This is a genomic window from Sulfitobacter pacificus (assembly GCF_030159975.1).
In the GTDB taxonomy this organism is placed as follows: domain Bacteria; phylum Pseudomonadota; class Alphaproteobacteria; order Rhodobacterales; family Rhodobacteraceae; genus Sulfitobacter; species Sulfitobacter pacificus.
Genome location: NZ_BSNL01000001.1, coordinates 607,865 through 624,384, shown reverse-complemented (window position 1 = coordinate 624,384; position 16,520 = coordinate 607,865). Strand labels below are relative to the sequence as shown.

The 16,520-nt window shown below is 60.2% G+C and carries 15 protein-coding genes; 5 read left to right on the top strand and 10 right to left on the bottom strand.

The window, feature by feature from the left end; genetic code table 11:
• Positions 1-10 precede the first annotated feature (10 nt).
• Together ruvA and ruvC are read right to left on the bottom strand one after the other, a co-directional pair.
• On the bottom strand, positions 11-673 hold the full coding sequence (gene ruvA / locus QQL78_RS03140) for a Holliday junction branch migration protein RuvA (protein ID WP_284370479.1): 663 nt from the start codon (positions 671-673) through the stop codon (positions 11-13).
• Positions 670-1,179: a crossover junction endodeoxyribonuclease RuvC gene (gene ruvC / locus QQL78_RS03135; protein WP_284370476.1), complete on the bottom strand. Its 510-nt coding sequence runs from the start codon at positions 1,177-1,179 to the stop codon at positions 670-672. Before ruvC ends, ruvA begins: the two co-directional genes overlap by 4 nt.
• A gap of 332 nt (positions 1,180-1,511) precedes the next feature.
• Here ruvC and QQL78_RS03130 point away from each other — a divergent pair, with 332 nt between their 5' ends.
• Positions 1,512-1,721: a DUF1127 domain-containing protein gene (locus QQL78_RS03130; RefSeq protein ID WP_284370474.1), complete on the top strand. Its 210-nt coding sequence runs from the start codon at positions 1,512-1,514 to the stop codon at positions 1,719-1,721.
• 224 nt (positions 1,722-1,945) lie between these two features.
• On the opposite strand, the gene QQL78_RS03125 is transcribed toward QQL78_RS03130, so the two are convergent.
• The 5 genes from QQL78_RS03125 to QQL78_RS03105 form a co-directional block, all read right to left on the bottom strand.
• Complete coding sequence (locus QQL78_RS03125) at positions 1,946-2,233, bottom strand: hypothetical protein (protein ID WP_284370472.1); 288 nt, start codon at positions 2,231-2,233, stop codon at positions 1,946-1,948.
• 179 nt (positions 2,234-2,412) lie between these two features.
• Positions 2,413-3,285: a 50S ribosomal protein L11 methyltransferase gene (locus tag QQL78_RS03120; RefSeq protein WP_284370470.1), complete on the bottom strand. Its 873-nt coding sequence runs from the start codon at positions 3,283-3,285 to the stop codon at positions 2,413-2,415.
• Entirely contained in the window at positions 3,285-4,721 is a 1,437-nt protein-coding gene (locus QQL78_RS03115) for an MATE family efflux transporter (protein WP_284370468.1), read from the bottom strand. Before QQL78_RS03115 ends, QQL78_RS03120 begins: the two co-directional genes overlap by 1 nt.
• Positions 4,678-5,910, bottom strand: a complete 1,233-nt coding sequence (locus tag QQL78_RS03110) for an MFS transporter (protein WP_284370466.1) — start codon at positions 5,908-5,910, stop codon at positions 4,678-4,680. Before QQL78_RS03110 ends, QQL78_RS03115 begins: the two co-directional genes overlap by 44 nt.
• Before the next feature lie 215 nt (positions 5,911-6,125).
• Entirely contained in the window at positions 6,126-8,321 is a 2,196-nt protein-coding gene (locus QQL78_RS03105) for a primosomal protein N' (protein WP_284370464.1), read from the bottom strand.
• A gap of 94 nt (positions 8,322-8,415) precedes the next feature.
• Between QQL78_RS03105 and fsa the strand changes: the two genes are divergently transcribed.
• The 3 genes from fsa (at position 8,416) to QQL78_RS03090 (ending at position 10,892) form a co-directional block, all read left to right on the top strand.
• A complete protein-coding gene (fsa, locus tag QQL78_RS03100; RefSeq protein ID WP_284370462.1) occupies positions 8,416-9,069 on the top strand; it encodes a fructose-6-phosphate aldolase in 654 nt (217 codons plus the stop codon).
• Positions 9,070-9,237: 168 nt separating this feature from the next.
• Positions 9,238-9,945: a DUF484 family protein gene (locus tag QQL78_RS03095; protein WP_284370459.1), complete on the top strand. Its 708-nt coding sequence runs from the start codon at positions 9,238-9,240 to the stop codon at positions 9,943-9,945.
• Positions 9,946-9,968: 23 nt separating this feature from the next.
• A complete protein-coding gene (locus tag QQL78_RS03090; protein ID WP_284375422.1) occupies positions 9,969-10,892 on the top strand; it encodes a tyrosine recombinase XerC in 924 nt (307 codons plus the stop codon).
• Positions 10,893-10,947: 55 nt separating this feature from the next.
• Here the strand turns inward: QQL78_RS03090 and meaB are convergent, their stop codons facing one another.
• Positions 10,948-11,919 carry a methylmalonyl Co-A mutase-associated GTPase MeaB gene (meaB, locus tag QQL78_RS03085; protein ID WP_284370457.1) on the bottom strand — a complete coding sequence of 324 codons (972 nt, stop codon included), beginning with the start codon at positions 11,917-11,919 and terminating at the stop codon, positions 10,948-10,950.
• Between the two features lie 82 nt (positions 11,920-12,001).
• On the opposite strand from meaB, the gene hrpB reads away from it, so the two are divergent.
• Positions 12,002-14,416: an ATP-dependent helicase HrpB gene (gene hrpB / locus QQL78_RS03080; RefSeq protein WP_284370455.1), complete on the top strand. Its 2,415-nt coding sequence runs from the start codon at positions 12,002-12,004 to the stop codon at positions 14,414-14,416.
• Here the strand turns inward: hrpB and QQL78_RS03075 are convergent.
• Together QQL78_RS03075 and QQL78_RS03070 are read right to left on the bottom strand one after the other, a co-directional pair.
• Positions 14,413-14,913 (bottom strand): hypothetical protein, encoded by a 501-nt coding sequence (locus QQL78_RS03075; RefSeq protein ID WP_284370453.1) that lies wholly within the window; start codon positions 14,911-14,913, stop codon positions 14,413-14,415. The genes hrpB and QQL78_RS03075 overlap by 4 nt on opposite strands.
• The gene (locus QQL78_RS03070; RefSeq protein WP_386258950.1) at positions 14,910-16,499 is read right to left on the bottom strand and encodes a hypothetical protein; all 1,590 of its coding nucleotides are present in this window, start codon (positions 16,497-16,499) and stop codon (positions 14,910-14,912) included. The genes QQL78_RS03075 and QQL78_RS03070 overlap by 4 nt, the downstream gene beginning before the upstream one ends.
• Between the last annotated feature and the right edge of the window lie 21 nt (positions 16,500-16,520).

The following is a 16,520-nucleotide window of genomic DNA, read 5'->3' as shown; positions in this document are numbered from 1 at the left end:
TAAGCGCACCCTAACCCTTGGGGGCAAGAAGTTTCAACGCAGCGCGGATAAGATCCGGCGTTGCCGCCCCTTCCATTTCCCCCGCTGCCTGCGCCACCGCAGCTGCCGCATCACCGGGGCTGTAGCCCAGATTGCCCAGTGCGGACAAGGCTTCGGACTGGGCCGATGCATTTGGTGTCGCGGCTGCCGGCTTCACCCGCGCGACCGGTTCCAGTACTTCGGCCTCAACCTCGCCCTGCGCTTCGGCCAAAGTTCCCGACATTGCCATCACGCTGGGGGCCTTGTCTTTCAGGTCCAGCACCACGCGCTGCGCAATCTTCGGCCCCACCCCTTTTGCCGCCTTCACTGCGTTCCAGTCGCCCAGCGCAATGGCGCGGCTGACCCCATCCGGCCCCAAGGTCCCAAGGATCGCCAGCGACGCCTTTGCCCCGATCCCCTGTACCGAGGTCAGCAAGCGATGCCATTCCTTTTCCACCAATGTCTGAAAGCCAAACAACTGCATCAGGTCTTCGCGCACCACCATATCAGTATAGAGCGCGGTCACCTCGCCCACAGCTGGCAAAGCGGCCATGGTACGGTCCGAGCAATAGACCAGATAGCCCACGCCGCGCACATCGATCAGCAGGTGATCCGCCGCGCGGTATTCGATCCTGCCAGTAATCTTGCCGATCATATGCCCGCCCTCGCTACCGCTGCCGCCAGCGAACTCGCCCCGCCGTGATGCGCATGACAGATCGCAATCGCCAAAGCGTCCGTTGCATCCGGCCCGTTCAGCACAACACCGGGCAATTGCACCTTTACCATATGGGCCACCTGTTGTTTGTCCGCATGCCCTGCCCCGACAACCGTTTTCTTGATCTTATTGGGCGCATATTCACCCACCGGCAGCCCGGCCTGCGCCGGCACCAGCATCGCAATGCCGCGCGCCTGCCCCAGTTTCAGCGTCCCTGCGCCGTCCTTGTTTACAAAAGTCTGTTCAATCGCCGCCGAAACCGGCTGATACCTTGCAAAAACCCCGGTCAGCTGAACATGCAAATCCAGCAGCCTTTGCGCCAGTGGTTCATCCCCCTGCGATTGGCATACGCCGTTCGCCACATGGCTCAGCCGATTGCCCGTGACGTCAATGACGCCCCACCCAAGGTTGCGTAACCCCGGATCAATGCCAATTATCCGCATCATTACCCTGCTCTCGTTTATTTTGTTGCTTTTATGATGCACTAGCACGAAACGCGAACATCCGCCAAGCATTTGTGCGCAAATGCCAAATACGACATAGCACCTGTCGCAGATAGACATCGGTGTCGTTTATCGTCAGTTTCGAAGCCAAAAACGACATCTGTTCAATCCAAATTTTACCTTAATTTATCGCGGGTTAACTATCGTTTCGACCTATGCAGAAAACGCAGATCACACATGCAATTGCAGGAGTTGTGGCACCGTAACGAACCCCCTATCTGCCGCTCATACCGCCGAGGAAATCGGCATAACATACATACAAAAGGACGGCTCACATGGCAGCTTTCGACACAACCCGCACCGCATACGGCTCCACATCAGCCGTTTCCTCATTCATCACACGCAGCATCTCTGCTGTTGTTGCATGGAACGACGCCCGCGTGACACGCAGCGCATTGGCCTCTCTGACAGACCGCGAGCTGGACGATATCGGCCTGGTCCGTGGCGACATTGACGCGGTCGCACAGCCAAACTTCTTCCGCTAAGACCAAGGGGCGCGGCGGCCCTCCCCTGCCGCGCTTTTTGGGCTGTCTCGACGATTGTGATACTTATCTTGGTAGCCTGACGCAGAGACGGGAGTTTGACCCAAACTCCAAAATAGAAAAAGCCGCGCTCTGACCCCCAGAAGCGCGGCTTTTTTGTGCCTTCAGACATGCAGCCCCCCCGAGATCTGCGCCGGTCATCACTCTCGCGCTGACCGGCAAAGCACTTAACGTAGTGTTGGCCCTACTGAATCGGCCAGAACTTCAGTCACCGGATCAATGGCAAGCGCCTTGGCTCCCACCTGTTCAATCATGGTGCCGGTTTCAAGTTTCGCCAGCCGCTCGTTGTAGGTGATCGGTCCTACGGCGATCAAAGCCACCGCTTTGAAAGCGATCAGTCCCGCCACAGCAAGAACAACCAGTTTGATCGGTCCACCGCCCCGCACGGGCCGGCGTTTTGGCTTCACAACAATCAGGCCATCTTTGCCAACTTTGGTCGTGTAGCCATGAGTCATTTTCTGATGCTTTTGACCAAGCGCTGTCAGGCGATTTACAAAGTGGTCGTGGTTCTCAACCCGCATGGTAGCAGTCTCTCATTTAACAAACGGCCCCCACCGCTGTTAAGAAACTATTAGCCAAAGAATGTGGCGAAATCTGGGCAACTGCCTCAAATAGACCTTAAAACCCCTTCAATTTAGGTCATTTTTTGAAGCGTTAGCGTCGTCCAGTCAACAATGCTTTCCCTGTGCATAAGATTGACGCCGGATCGTGCATAAACCTCAATCACCTCATCCGCCTGTTCATTCAAAATGCCGGAAAGAATCGCATAGCCGCCCGGTTGCAGGGAATCCGCCATATCCGGGGCCAATGCAATTAACGGACCTTTAAGGATGTTGGCGAAGACCAGATCAAAAGGGGCCGCCGCAGCAAGGTCAGCGTGATCAAAGCCTGCGGCCTCGACACAGGTGACCCGCCCGTCCAGCCCATTCGCCGTGACGTTGGCCTGCGCGACGTCCACAGCCACCTCATCAATATCGCTGGCCAGCACGGTTTCTGGCCAGATCCGCGCGGCAGCCATTGCCAGAACGGCGGTGCCACACCCCACATCGACAACATTCTTGCCCGCAAACCCATCTGTCGCCAGCCGGTCCAATGCCCGCAAGCAGCCCAGCGTTGTGCCGTGATGTCCCGTGCCGAATGCCATCGCGGCCTCAATCAGCAAGGGTTCGCAATTCTCGGGCACCTTATCCGCGTCATGGGAACCATAGACAAAGAAACGCCCGGCCTCGACCGGTGCCAGTTCGCGTCGCACATGGGCCACCCAATCGGTTTCAGGCAGCTCGGACACAACAAAGGGTTTTGCCCCCATCGCCGCCGCCAGCACGGCCAAGGCCGTTTCATCAGGCGTTTCCTCAAAATAGCCGCCAACCTCCCACAGGCCGGAACCGTCTTCCACTTCAAAGACGCCCACGCCAGTGGGTTCCGGCGTCAGCCGCTCCATCGCCTCGCCCAGCGCATAGGCAGGCGCGCGTCCCTCAAGTGTGGTGAGTGCGGTGAATGTGGTCATTATCTTCTCCGGTGTTTGTCTGGGTTCGGGTAGGCGCGTGGCGGGACCGGGTCAAGGGCTTGCCCGTCCGGGCTGCGCAGCCCTTTGACATAGAACCAGCCCCAGGTTGCCGCGATCATACCCATCACCCCGCCGGCAAGTGCCTGCCCATAGATCACCCCGGTCGCCCCGAACGCCCCGGTCAGGGCCGCCGCCGCAGGGTAACTCAGCACGCCATCCTTGATCCAGTTCACCAGCGTAGAGCGTGCGGGCTTTCCCAGATTGTTGAAAGCAGCATTGGACACAAACAGCGCGCTGATGAAAACAAACCCGCCCACGCCAATCAATGTGAAAGATTGCAGCACCTCGACTCCCACTCCTGTCAAACCGAAGGCCGCGATGACATAGGGTGTTGCCAATAGCATCAGCGCCCAGGCGACAAGCGTATAGACAAGGCAAAAGATCAGCGCGTCACGATAGGTGCTGCGCACCCGCGCCATCTGCCCCGCGCCATAGTTCTGCCCAAAGATCCCGCCAATCGCGCCGGATAGGGCAAATACCCCGCCAAAGACTACAACCGTCAGCCGCCCGATCACCGCCCATGCCGCCATTGCCGCATCACCATATTGCGCCATCACCATGGTCAGCAGGTAATTCCCCGCCGGTGTCGACATCTGTGTGGCAATCGCCGGCCCCGCAACAACCATGAACGGCCCCGCAATATTGCGCAGCGTGCGCGCAGTGGGCCGGTCCACCAGCTTCATCTGGATCACCGCGAAATACACCGCCAGCCCCAGCAGGCAAAGGCGGAACAACACCAGACCAATCGCCGCCCCATCCAGCTTCCAGCCCAGCCAGAAGATCAGAACCGGGTCAATCAGCATCAACACCACACCGGCAAACAATGTGACATACATTGCCTTCGCCCCATAGCCATCAGCACGCAGCGCCCCTGACAAAACAAGGGCCGCCGACATCGGGATCAGCGAGGGGATGGTGAAGGCCAGATAGCGTGCCGCCAGCCGGGCGGTTTCCCCCTCGGCCCCGGCCACCCCAACCAGCTGATGTCGAAATCCGACGATCAAGGCCGTCACGCCTGCAAGGATGCAGGCCGAAATCACCACACCCGCCCCTGCCTGCCGCCGCGCCTGATCCCGGTTGCCCATCCCGATGCTGCGCGAAATCACCGCCGTTGCGGCAATCATCAACCCCACCGCAACCGAGACTGAAAAGAACTGTACCGCATAGGCAAAGCCAATCGCCGCCACCAGTTGCGGATCACCCAGCTGGCTGATCCAGAACAGGTTCGCCGCATCCACCAGAAACACAAAAGTGATGCCCATGGCACCCGTCGCCGTCATGCGCACCACATGACCCATGGTGCCCCCGGTCAGAAAGCGCCCCGGCCCCATGTTACTCGGCTGCCTGCGCAAGTCCGGCGCTGAAGATCGTTTCATTGCCCCGTGTTGGGTGACGCGGAATCAACATCGCAAGAGCAAAGGACACTGCCGCCATGCCTGCCGCCAGAAAAAACACCGCCGCGGGTGAGATCAGCCATAGCAGCCCCAGACCCACAGGCAGGAACACCGCCGCAATGTGATTGATGGTAAAGGCCACCGCCGCAGTGGGCGCGATATCCGCCGGATCGGCAATCTTCTGGAAATAGGTTTTCTGCGCCATGGCCAGACCAAAGAACAAATGGTCCAGCACGTATAAAGTTGCCGCAACCATGACGCCCCACCCCAGATAATAAACCCCGCCATAGCTCAGAAACACCAGGATCAGCCCGATATATTCAAACCCCAGCGTGCGCCTTTCGCCAAAATAACCCACCGCTCGGCCCAGCAGCGGGGCAAACAGAATGTTGGCAACAAGGTTGATCAGATAAAGCGTGGTGATTTCATGCACGTCATAGCCGAATTTCTCGACCATCATGAAACCTGCAAAAACCATGAATATCTGACGCCGCGCACCACCCATGAACTGCAAGGCATAATACAGCCAGTACCGGCGGCGCAGGATCATCTTCTTGTGCTGCGGTGTCGGGGCCTCGAACTGCGGGTAGGCCAGCATCGCAAACACCGCGATCACCACGGTCAGACCACCCCCCACCATATAGACAATATTATAGGACAGATTCAGCGTGTCCCAAAGCGCCATAATCGCCAGATAGGCAATCAGGGTCGCAAAGGACCCCACCGCCATCAACCAGCCCAGCATGCGCGGGGCATCTTCAATCTTCAGCCACTGCAATTGCAACGACTGGTTCACAGTCTCGTAATAATGAAACCCGATCGAGCTTAACATGGTCAGCGTCAGGATCCCGCCCATCGAGGGAAACCACGCCGTCACGGCAGTTGCCGCCCCAAGCAGGATCAGCGCCACCATCCCCAAAACCTGTTCGCGCACGAACAGGATGATCGCAATCACCCCAACGGCCAGAAACCCCGGAATCTCGCGTATCGTATGCAACAACCCGATGTCTGCGCCGTCAAAATCCGCAACCTCAATCACAAAGTTGTTCAGCAGAGCGGCCCAGGTGTTAAAGGCAATTGGCATCGCCAAAGCCATAAGAAACAACAGTGAAACAGGCCTGCGCCAAAACGGCAGGGACTTGGCATCTTCGAGGGTGATATATTGTGTCATCCCTCACCCTTACGCCCGCCCCAAGGGAAAGACGAGATGAAAACCACATCCGCCCTCCCCGCCTTGCGCCACGCCGGCCCCAAGCACAGCATCAGCTGCCCCTCTTTTTGGCCTTATATACTGTCCGCACTCACGACACCCACCGCCCATTGGCGTTGGGATGATGATGCGTTCCGTTATCAGGAAGCGGAGGGCAGGCTCCTGCGTATTCGCCCTTAGTAAAAACTCTGTGGGTCAATATCCACGGCCAGCCGCAAATCCCCTTTCAATCGCAGCTGTGCCACCCATTGCGCCAACGCCTCCTGCAAAGGGGCGGATTTCTCCGCCTTCACCAGTAACCGCACACGATGGCGCCCGCGCACCCGCGCAATCGGTGCCGGTGCCGGCCCGAAGACCTGCGCCCCGATCCGCCGGAGTGCCCCGTCCTGTCGCGCCAGCAAATTACCCGCGTCAAATACCGCCGCCACATCCGGCCCGCTCAGGATAATCCCCGCCATACGCCCATAGGGCGGCACACCCGCCTGTTTGCGCTCGGCAGCTTCCGCCGCCCAAAAACCTTCTTCATCCCCTGCCAGAATGGCGCGAATGACCGGGTGTTCCGGCTGATAGGTTTGCAGCAGGGCCGCCCCCGGGGCCTCGGCCCGCCCTGCACGCCCGGCGACCTGACGCATCAGTTGAAAGGTGCGTTCAGCGGCACGCAAATCCGACCCCTGCAACCCGAGGTCGGCGTCAATGACGCCAACGAGGGTCAGGTTGGGAAAATTATGCCCTTTGGCCACCAGCTGCGTGCCGATCACAATATCCGCCGCGCCTTCGGCAATGCCCGCGATCTCGGCCTTCAACGCCCGCGCAGATCCATACATGTCCGAACTCAGGGTCGCGATCCGTGCCTCCGGCCAGATCGCTGCGGCTTCTTCGCCCAACCGCTCCACTCCCGGCCCCACCGGTGCCAGCTTGCCCACCGCCTCGCAGTTCGGACAGGCCTCCGGCATCGGCTTGCTTTCCCCACATTGATGACAGACCAGCCGTTTCAGGAACCGGTGCTCCACCATTCGCGCATCACAATCATCACAGCCAATCTGATGCCCGCAGGCGCGACACAGGGTAATCGGCGCATAGCCGCGGCGGTTGATAAACAACATCGCCTGCTCGCCCCGCTCCAACCGCTTGTTGACCTCTGCCTGTAAGGTAGGTGAAACCCACCGGTCGCTCTTCAACCCCTCGGCACGCATATCAATCGCGCCCATTTCCGGCATCACCGCAGGCCCAAACCGCGAAGTCAGATCAAGCCGGCGGTATTTGCCCGCCTCCACATTCGCCCAGGATTCCAGCGAGGGTGTTGCGCTTGCCAATACCACCTGCGCCCCACAGATCGCTGCCCGCAACACCGCCATATCGCGGGCATTGTACAGCACACCCTCTTCCTGTTTGTAGGAGCTGTCATGTTCCTCATCGACCACAATCAGACCCAGATTCTGATAGGGCAGGAACAGGGCCGAACGCGCCCCGATCACCACCTGGCACTGGCCCTGCCCCACCATGCGCCAGATGCGGCGACGTTCGGTCATTGTGGCACCGGAATGCCATTCGGCAGGCTTCGCCCCGAAGCGTTCCTGTACCCGTTCCAGAAACTGCTCGGTCAGGGCAATCTCCGGCAGCAACACCAGCGCCTGCCGTCCTGCCCGCAAGGCGGCGGCCACGGCTTCCAGATAAACCTCGGTCTTGCCTGATCCGGTCACCCCGCGCAGCAGGGTTGTACCATATTTCCCTGACCGCACCCCTTCATCCATCACCGCTGCCGCTGCCGCCTGATCTTCGGTCAACGCCTTGCTTGGCCGTTCAGGGTCCATCTGCAGGAACGGCACATCGCGCGGGGACTCCTCTTCGCGCACCGCATCCTGCGTCACCAGCCCTTTGACCACAGACGCCGTCACCCCCGCCATATCCGCCAGTTCTTTCAGTGTGAAAGACAGGTCCCCATATTCATCCAGGGTTTCAAGAACACGCCGCCTTGCATCGGTCATCTTGTTGGGTTCAGCCGTCCCGCGCCGGTAGACCTTGCGCATCGAGGGCGGGTCCCCCAACCCCGGTGCCCGCGTTGCAAGCCGCAGCATCGCGGGCATTGGGGTTAAGGTATAGGCGGCGGCACGTTCCAGAAAACTGCGCATCTCATCGCGCATCGGTGCGGCATCCAGCACACGGATCACATGGCGGATTTTCGCCAGATCATAATCCCCCTTGCCTGGCCCCCAGACCACGCCCAATACCTTGCGCGGCCCCAGTGGCACTTCGACAAAGGCCCCCATTCGGCAGCCCCCTTCCGGCGCTTTGTAATCCAGCGCACGGCCAAGGGGTTGGGTGCTCATCACTGCAACCAAATCACCATGATGAAAGAATTCCGGGCTGCTCACAGGCGCTCCATCGCTACAAAAGAGGGTTTCAGGTCCGCGTGGCTTACGCTAGACCCAAGATCAATGCATCCCCCTCCAACCGCAAGGACCGCACATGAAATTCTTTGTAGATACCGCCGAAATCGACGCCATTGCCGAACTGAACGATCTTGGCATGGTCGACGGGGTCACAACCAACCCCTCGCTGATTCTGAAATCCGGCCGTGACATCATGGAAGTCACCAAGGAAATCTGCTCCATCGTTTCCGGCCCGGTCAGCGCCGAAGTGGTTGCCATGGAAGCCGACGCAATGATCGCCGAGGGCCGCAAACTGGCTGAGATTGCTGAGAATATCGCCATCAAACTGCCGCTGACATGGGACGGGCTCAAGGCCTGTAAAACCCTGTCGGGCGAGGGCCGTATGGTCAATGTGACCCTGTGTTTCTCTGCCAATCAGGCACTGCTGGCGGCAAAAGCCGGCGCAACTTTCATCTCGCCTTTCATCGGGCGTCTGGATGACATCAACGTAGACGGTATGGACCTAATTCAGGACATTCGCACGGTCTATGACAACTACGGCTTTGAAACCAACATTCTGGCCGCATCAATCCGTTCCGTGGCACATGTGCAGGAATGTGCCTTGATCGGTGCCGACGTCATGACTGCCCCGCCAGAGGTGATCAAGAAACTGGCAACACATCCGTTGACCAATGCGGGACTTGAGCAATTCATGAAGGATTGGGCGAAAACCGGGCAAAATATCCTGTAAAACCCCTTGGCTGGGCCGCCCGCCCAGCTGACCAACCGGAGACAGGAAGATTACTCTGTCTACCGGCACCTCTGACGCCAAAGCGCCACAGGTCATCATTTGCACAACTTGGGGGCAGATTTTTGCGCTGCCCCCTGATATAAGATGCGAAAATAAAAAGAGACGACCATGAGCAGCAACCCCAAGATCGATGACGTCCTGCGCGAGGCGATCATTTCGAAGCCCGATGTGATTCTGGATGACGGCGACGTCATGCAGGCGCTGATTGCCGCGAATGAAAAAGCGATGGGCGGCAATATTGTTGATCTGCGCGGCATAGCAATGGAACGGCTGGAAGCGCGGCTGGACCGGCTGGAAGACACCCACCGCAGCGTAATTGCTGCCGCTTATGAAAACCTTGCGGGCACCAACCAGATCCACCGCGCCATTCTGCGGATGCTCGATCCGGTGGAATTCGAAACCTTTCTGCTCGATCTGGGGGGCGAAGTGGCCGATATCCTGCGTGTCGACGCGGTCAAGCTGGTGTTGGAGTCGGTTCAAAACGACGATGATCCGGCGGTGCAGCGTCTTGGCGATGTGTTAAGCGTGGCGGAACCCGGATTCATCGACGACTACCTGACCCACGGGCGCGGCGGCATTGCGCGGCAGGTGACGCTTCGCGGGGTACAGGATGGATCAGAACAGGTCTATGAGGGCAAAGCGGATTGGGTCCGCTCCGAGGCCTGTCTGAAACTCGATTTCGGCGCGGGTCGCCTGCCCGGCCTTCTGGTGCTGGGTTCCGAGGATCCACATATGTTCGGCCCGCAGCAGGGCACGGATCTGCTGACGTTTTTCACCGGTGTTTTTGAACGCGCCATGCGCCGCTGGCTGTCTTGAGCCGCGCCGGAAACCCCACAAACATCGGGCTGATCAGCCCCGCCGCGCGTGACGCGCTGCAAACATGGCTTGAACATCAACGCGCCTTGAAGGGCGCGGCAGAAGGCACCATCATCGCCTATCAGGGTGATGTTGCGGATTTCCTGTCGTTCATGACCCTGCACAAATCGCAATCCCAGGGGCTGGGCGCATTGGCGCAGATCACCATCTCTGACATGCGCTCTTGGATGGCCCGCACCCGCGGCGCAAATGTGGGGCCGCGGTCCATGGCCCGCAAGCTGTCTGCCGTGAAAGCGTTTTATCGCTGGCTGGCCGAACGCGAAGGGTTTGAACCCACGGCGGTGCTTTCCACCCGCGCGCCGAAATATCAAAAGAAGTTGCCTCGCCCGCTGGCTGTAGATGCCGCCAAGGCAATGATTGATTGTGTCGAAATTCAATCGGATCGCCCTTGGGTGTCCGCCCGCGATGTTGCTGTCCTGACTCTGCTTTGGGGCTGCGGCCTGCGGATTTCCGAGGCGTTGGGTCTGCTGGCGCGGGATGCTCCCCTGCCTGAAAGTCTACGGATCATCGGGAAGGGCAGCAAGGAACGGCTGGTGCCGGTTCTGCCTGCCGCGCGGGATGCTGTGGACGCTTATGTGCGGCTGTGTCCACACCCTTCTACGCCTGATGCGCCGCTGTTTCGCGCCATTCGCGGCGGTGCTTTGTCAGCCCGTTCGATTGCCAAGGTCATGGCCGATGCCCGGATGCAACTGGGGCTGCCCGCGACCGCCACGCCCCATGCCATGCGCCACAGTTTCGCAACTCATCTGCTGGATGCGGGTGGTGATCTGCGCGCGATTCAGGAGTTGCTGGGCCATGCTTCCCTATCGACCACACAGGCCTATACGGCGGTAGATACTGCACGTCTGATGGAAGTCTACAATCGGGCGCATCCAAAGGCGGGGTGAGCGTTTTCTTTTGAAGAAAACGGTCGGAAACTTTGAAAGTTTCCGCTTTTCCCCGTTACCGTCCCAGCCCTTCAACAAAGGCCTGCGCTGCCGCTGACGGATCCGCAGTCCCCGCCGCAACCCTGTCGCTCAACTCGGCCAAGGCCGCACGCGCCTCGGCCCCCTGAAGCTGGGCCAGCAAACGCTGTTTCACGTCTTCCTCGAACCAATAGCGGGCCTGCGCTGCGCGCGTGCGTTCCCAAAATCCTTCCGAACGCCGCCAGTCCACCAGTGTTTTCATGCTCTTCCAGGCATCCTCTAAACCGTTCTCCTGCAAGGCGGAAACCGCCATGGCTAGCGGGTAACCATCAGGATCCTGTGCCCGTTTGCGCAGCAATCGCAACGCCCCGGTATAATCCGCCTGTGTGCGCACAGCGGCCGGTTTCAGATCACCATCTGCCTTGTTGACCAGAATGATATCCGCCATTTCCATGATGCCGCGTTTTACGCCCTGCAACTCGTCCCCGCCCGCCGGTGCCAGCAGCAGCAGGAACAGATCGGACATTTCGGCAACCACGGTTTCGGATTGCCCCACACCAACGGTCTCGATCAAAACCACGTCAAACCCCGCTGCCTCGCAGAGGCGCACCGCCTCGCGGGTGCGGCGCGCCACGCCGCCCAAATGGGTCTGACTGGGGGAGGGGCGAATGAAGGCATTTGCCTCGCGGCTAAGCAAATCCATCCGCGTCTTATCGCCCAGAATGGACCCGCCGGAGCGTGACGATGAAGGATCCACCGCCAGGACCGCCACCCGTAGCCCCTGACGGATCAGCATCATGCCGAAACTCTCGATAAACGTCGATTTGCCCACCCCGGGCGTGCCCGACAATCCGATGCGCAGCGCCTGACGGTCTTGCGGCAAGGCGGCCAACAGGTCTGCCGCCCGCGCACGGTGATCCGCGCGCCCTGATTCAACCAATGTAATGGCGCGCGCCAGTGCGCGCCGCTCGCCTGCGCTGACGCGCTGTGCTATGTCCTTGATGTCCATGGCGCATCTTTTGCGGTCCCCGCCAGATTTGTCCAGACCCAAGACCCTTGGCCTTTGCCCCGCTTTGCCCGATAACCGCCCCATGTCTGAAACCTTGCCCATTGATGCCGTGCTGCCACAGGTGATTGCCGCCCTGCGAGAACATAAACGTGTGGTGCTTCAGGCACCGCCGGGTGCGGGCAAAACCACCCGTGTGCCCTTGGCCATGCTGGAGGCTCACCTTACGCAAGGGCGCATCCTGATGCTGGAACCACGCCGCCTTGCTGCGCGGGCCGCGGCCGAACGGATGGCGCAAACACGTGGCGAAAAGGCAGGGGCAACAGTGGGGTATCGTGTGCGCGGTGCCTCTGCGATCAGCAAAGATACCCGTATTGAAGTGGTGACCGAAGGCATCCTGACGCGGATGTTGCAAGACGACCCTGAGTTGTGCGGCGTCGGTGCGGTGGTGTTTGACGAATTTCACGAACGCTCGCTGAACGCTGATCTGGGTCTGGCGCTGTGTCTGGAAGTGGCGGCTGCGCTGCGCGACGATTTGTTGTTGGTGGTGATGTCCGCCACGCTGGACGCGGCACCTGTGGCAGAGCTGATTGAGGCACCCGTGATCACCTCGGAAGGGCGCAGTTTTGAGGTCACGCCGGTCTGGCTGGACAGGCCTGTCGGCAAGCAACGGCTTGAACAGGCGACTGCCGATTTGGTGCTGAAGGCGCTGGCAGACTCCCCCGGCTCTGCGCTGGTGTTTCTTCCGGGCGAGGGCGAGATCAGGCGTGTTGAAACCTTGTTGAAATCGCAACTGCCCGCGGATTGCATACTGGCCCCGCTGTTTGGTGCGATGGATTTTAAGGCCCAACGCGCCGCCATCGCCCCCGCGCCAAAGGGGCGCAAGGTGGTGCTGGCGACCTCTATCGCGGAAACCTCACTGACGATTGAGGGTATTCGCATTGTCGTAGATGCAGGACGCGCGCGGCGGGCACGGTTCAACCCCGCCTCTGGCATGTCACAACTCGTCACCGAAAAAGTCAGCCGCGCCGAGGCGACCCAGCGCGCAGGTCGCGCCGGGCGGATGTCCACCGGCACTGCCTACAAGCTGTGGACCAAGGGAGAAGAAGGTGCGCTACCCGCCTTTCCGCCGGCAGAGATCGAGGTTGGTGATCTAAGCGGCTTTGCGCTGGAGCTGGCGGTCTGGGGGGCGGATGCGAGTGATCTAACCTTTGTCACCCCGCCGCATGAGGGCCGTCTGGCCGAGGCGCGATCAGTCTTGCAGATGCTGGGTGCATTGGATGGCGTGGGCCGGATCACCGCCCATGGCCGCGCCCTGGCCACCCTGCCACTGCATCCGCGACTTGCGCATATGGTCGGAGAGGGCGGGCCGCGAGGTGCCACCCTTGCCGCGCTATTGGCGGAACGGGATCCTTTACGCGGCGCTGGCGTGGATCTGTCTTTGCGCATGGATGTGATCGAGGGGCGTCAGAGCCGCGCCGATGCCCATGCCCCAACGATCGCCCGCATCCGGCAAGAATCCAAACGCCTGAAACGGGCGCAGGACAAGGACGGCCCTGATACCCTTGGCCCTCTGGCCGCGCTTGCCTATCCCGACCGGATCGGGCTGCGGCGCAAGGGGGATGCGCCGCGCTATGTTCTTTCGGGGGGCAAGGGTGCGCTGATTGCCGAAGGTGATGTGATGGCCGGTGAACGGCTGATTGTTGCAACCGACCTTGACGGAAATCCGCGCGAGGCCAAGGTGCGTCAGGCCGCGCGGTTAAGCGAGGCAGAGCTGCGCGCGCTATATGCGGATCAGATTGCGTGGCATGACCTCTGCCTGTGGTCACGCCGGGAGGGACGGGTTTTGACTCGCCGGCAGGAACGCTTTGGCGCTTTGGTTTTGGATGATCGCATTTGGCCGGATGCGCCGGAGGCTGACGTGGCCCGTGCCATGCTGGAAGGGGTACGCCAGTTGGGGCTGAACCCTGCCCCGCCCGCCGCGCGTTTTCTGGCCCGCGCCCGGCTGATGCCCGACGGGTTCCCCGATTTCAGCGAAAAGGTATTGCTGGAGGAGCTTGAGGAATGGCTTCTGCCACATCTGACTGACGTGCGCAGCGCTGGCCAATGGAAGGGGTTTGACCTGTTGCCGGCTTTGCGTGCCCGTCTGGACTGGGATCAGCAACAGGCGCTGGACCGCGCGGCACCGGCGCATTTTGTCACCCCGCTGGGCCGTAAGGTGCCGATTGACTATGACGGAGACGCGCCTCAGATCACCCTGCGCCTGCAAGAGCTTTTTGGCGTGACCAAGCACCCGCAAGTTGCTGGAAGTCCATTGAAAATCACACTTTTATCGCCCGGCCAACGCCCTGTGCAGGTCACCATGGATCTGCCGGGGTTCTGGGCCAGCTCTTATGCGGATGTGCGCAAGGACATGCGGGGGCGGTATCCCCGCCACCCCTGGCCCGAGGACCCGACACAGGCAGACCCAACTGTGCGGGCAAAGCGACGCGGCACCTAGTCGTTGTCGGTCAGCCCCGCACCAGCACCGGACAGGCGGGAGGCGTCGGATTCCGGCACCAGGATGCGCGCGGCATAAGATTGGAGAGAGGCCAAGAGGTCGTCAGGGGCATCAACGCGGGGCATGAGAGGCGCGGCTTTGAGTTTGGTCGGAAAGAGGGTGATGTGAAAACTCTCCGCTTGATTTTCTAACTGTGTCTCAAAAGGTTGCGCGTCAAGATAGCTTTGGATCAGTGTGGCGTTACTGCCCGGTTCAAGTCCGCCCTCTGCGATGCCATCGGTCGAGTTCTCCAAAATCTGCATCAGCACAAGCGGCAAGGCGATCACCGGGCCCGAAGGCAACGCCTTTAACGCGTCAATCAGCATATCAAACTCACGCCCCGCTTGCAGATGCCGCAGGGCTGCCACCCCGAAATCAGCCGCCTGTGCCGGCGGTGCCCCTGCCCCACGCGCGGCTTTGGCGGCCAATGTCATGACTTCATTCGCTGAACACTTCATGGCGCAAACACCGGCAGCCACCAGTCATCCGCATCATGGGCCAGATCATCAGCCAAAGGCGCACCCTGACACAGGGTGATGCGGGTCCAGCGGTCGGATTTCGGATCAAATTTAGAGGCCCCGAAGAAGGACAGTTTACAGCGCAGCATGTCGATCGGCAGACAGGTGGCGGCGATCAGGTTGTCGCGGATTTCGGCGTAGGGATGTTGTGCTGCCAATTGGACACGTGAAACGGCCAACGCGTGGTCTGGATAGGTCTGCAACAAGGTCGAGGTTCGGATGTTCTGCATCGGCAAATCACGGTAAAGCGCTTTCACCCGGCGTCCAATATCCAGCGGACTTTCAAGCTCGGCCCCTGCCTCCTCAAACCGTCGACCCAGACGGGGTTCCTGTTTTGCTTCAGACACATACCAGAACTGCCCGCAGCAATCGTGATCCTCGTAATCGGGGGTCAGCGCCCATGCGAAATGTTGTTCTATTGCGCTGCGCAGCGCGCCCGTATCACATGGCACCGGACCGGGGCCAAAGCCAGGATCGGCCATACATTCAGTCAGGCCATCGACCAGATCCCCAAAGGGTTCAATCAGCAGCGCAGCGGTAAGTTCCTGAACGTCAGCGGTGTGGCTTTTTATGTTGTTCATCACCCTGTCCAAGGGGCGATGTTCGGTGAAATCGAAGGTGGGGTACAGTCGCTCCCAGTCCTTGCGCAATTGGGAGATGCGCAGCTGGTGATCCGCATCGGGCACCTTCCATTCTGCAAGATGTTGCGCCGCACGCGTGGCCAACGCCTGTAGGCGGGATTGCTGAGCCACGTCCAGCTTTTCAATTGCACATACCCGGGCAAGGGCTGTCTCCCGCGCCAGCATCCAGTTGTTCAGCAAAACCGGGTGGTTGACCAGAAATGGTGCCATGCCCAGCCCGGTGGAATTGCCAATCCCCAGATGCCGTTTCAATGTCACGTCCAGCACGCCCTGCCCCACATGTTCCACCAGATCGTGGGTAAAGTGGCGGATCAGCCAGACCGTCAACATTTCCGCAGCAAACGACCCTTCAAGACCCGGACGCATGTCGATCAGCCCGCGATCCGCGATGCCGAATTTACCGTTGCCGTAAACAGCCGTTGTGCGCATCAGATAGCCAACCTCGCGCACCATCGTGGCGTCAGGTTGGCGGCCAGCGCGCAGCGCCTCGACCACATGGGCAAACAGGCGCACGGATTTATTGGCGCGGCTGAGGATCAGGTCGCGTTCGGTGAAACGGGCCGCTTCCTGCTTCGGCGCGGCCGCCACGATGCGGGCAATTTCGGCCTCATCCGGCACCCCGTCATAAAGGACATAGCTGCTGTCCCAAGCGGTGGCGATCACCCGGTCGGTGCGCAATTCGGGTGGCAGGTCGGTTGAAACCGCAACAAGGGAATAGATGTGCCCGCCGAAGTTGACCGAATAGACGGCATGGCCAAACCCTTCCTTGCACATTTCCCAGACAGGTCGGGACACGGTGACCTTTTCTGCGGCCAGCCGCCGTATCAGGCTGCGCAAAAACGACAGGCGGGTGGGAAACATCGACCCCATCCGCGACAGGCGCATCACCTCGTCCGGTGGGCGCAA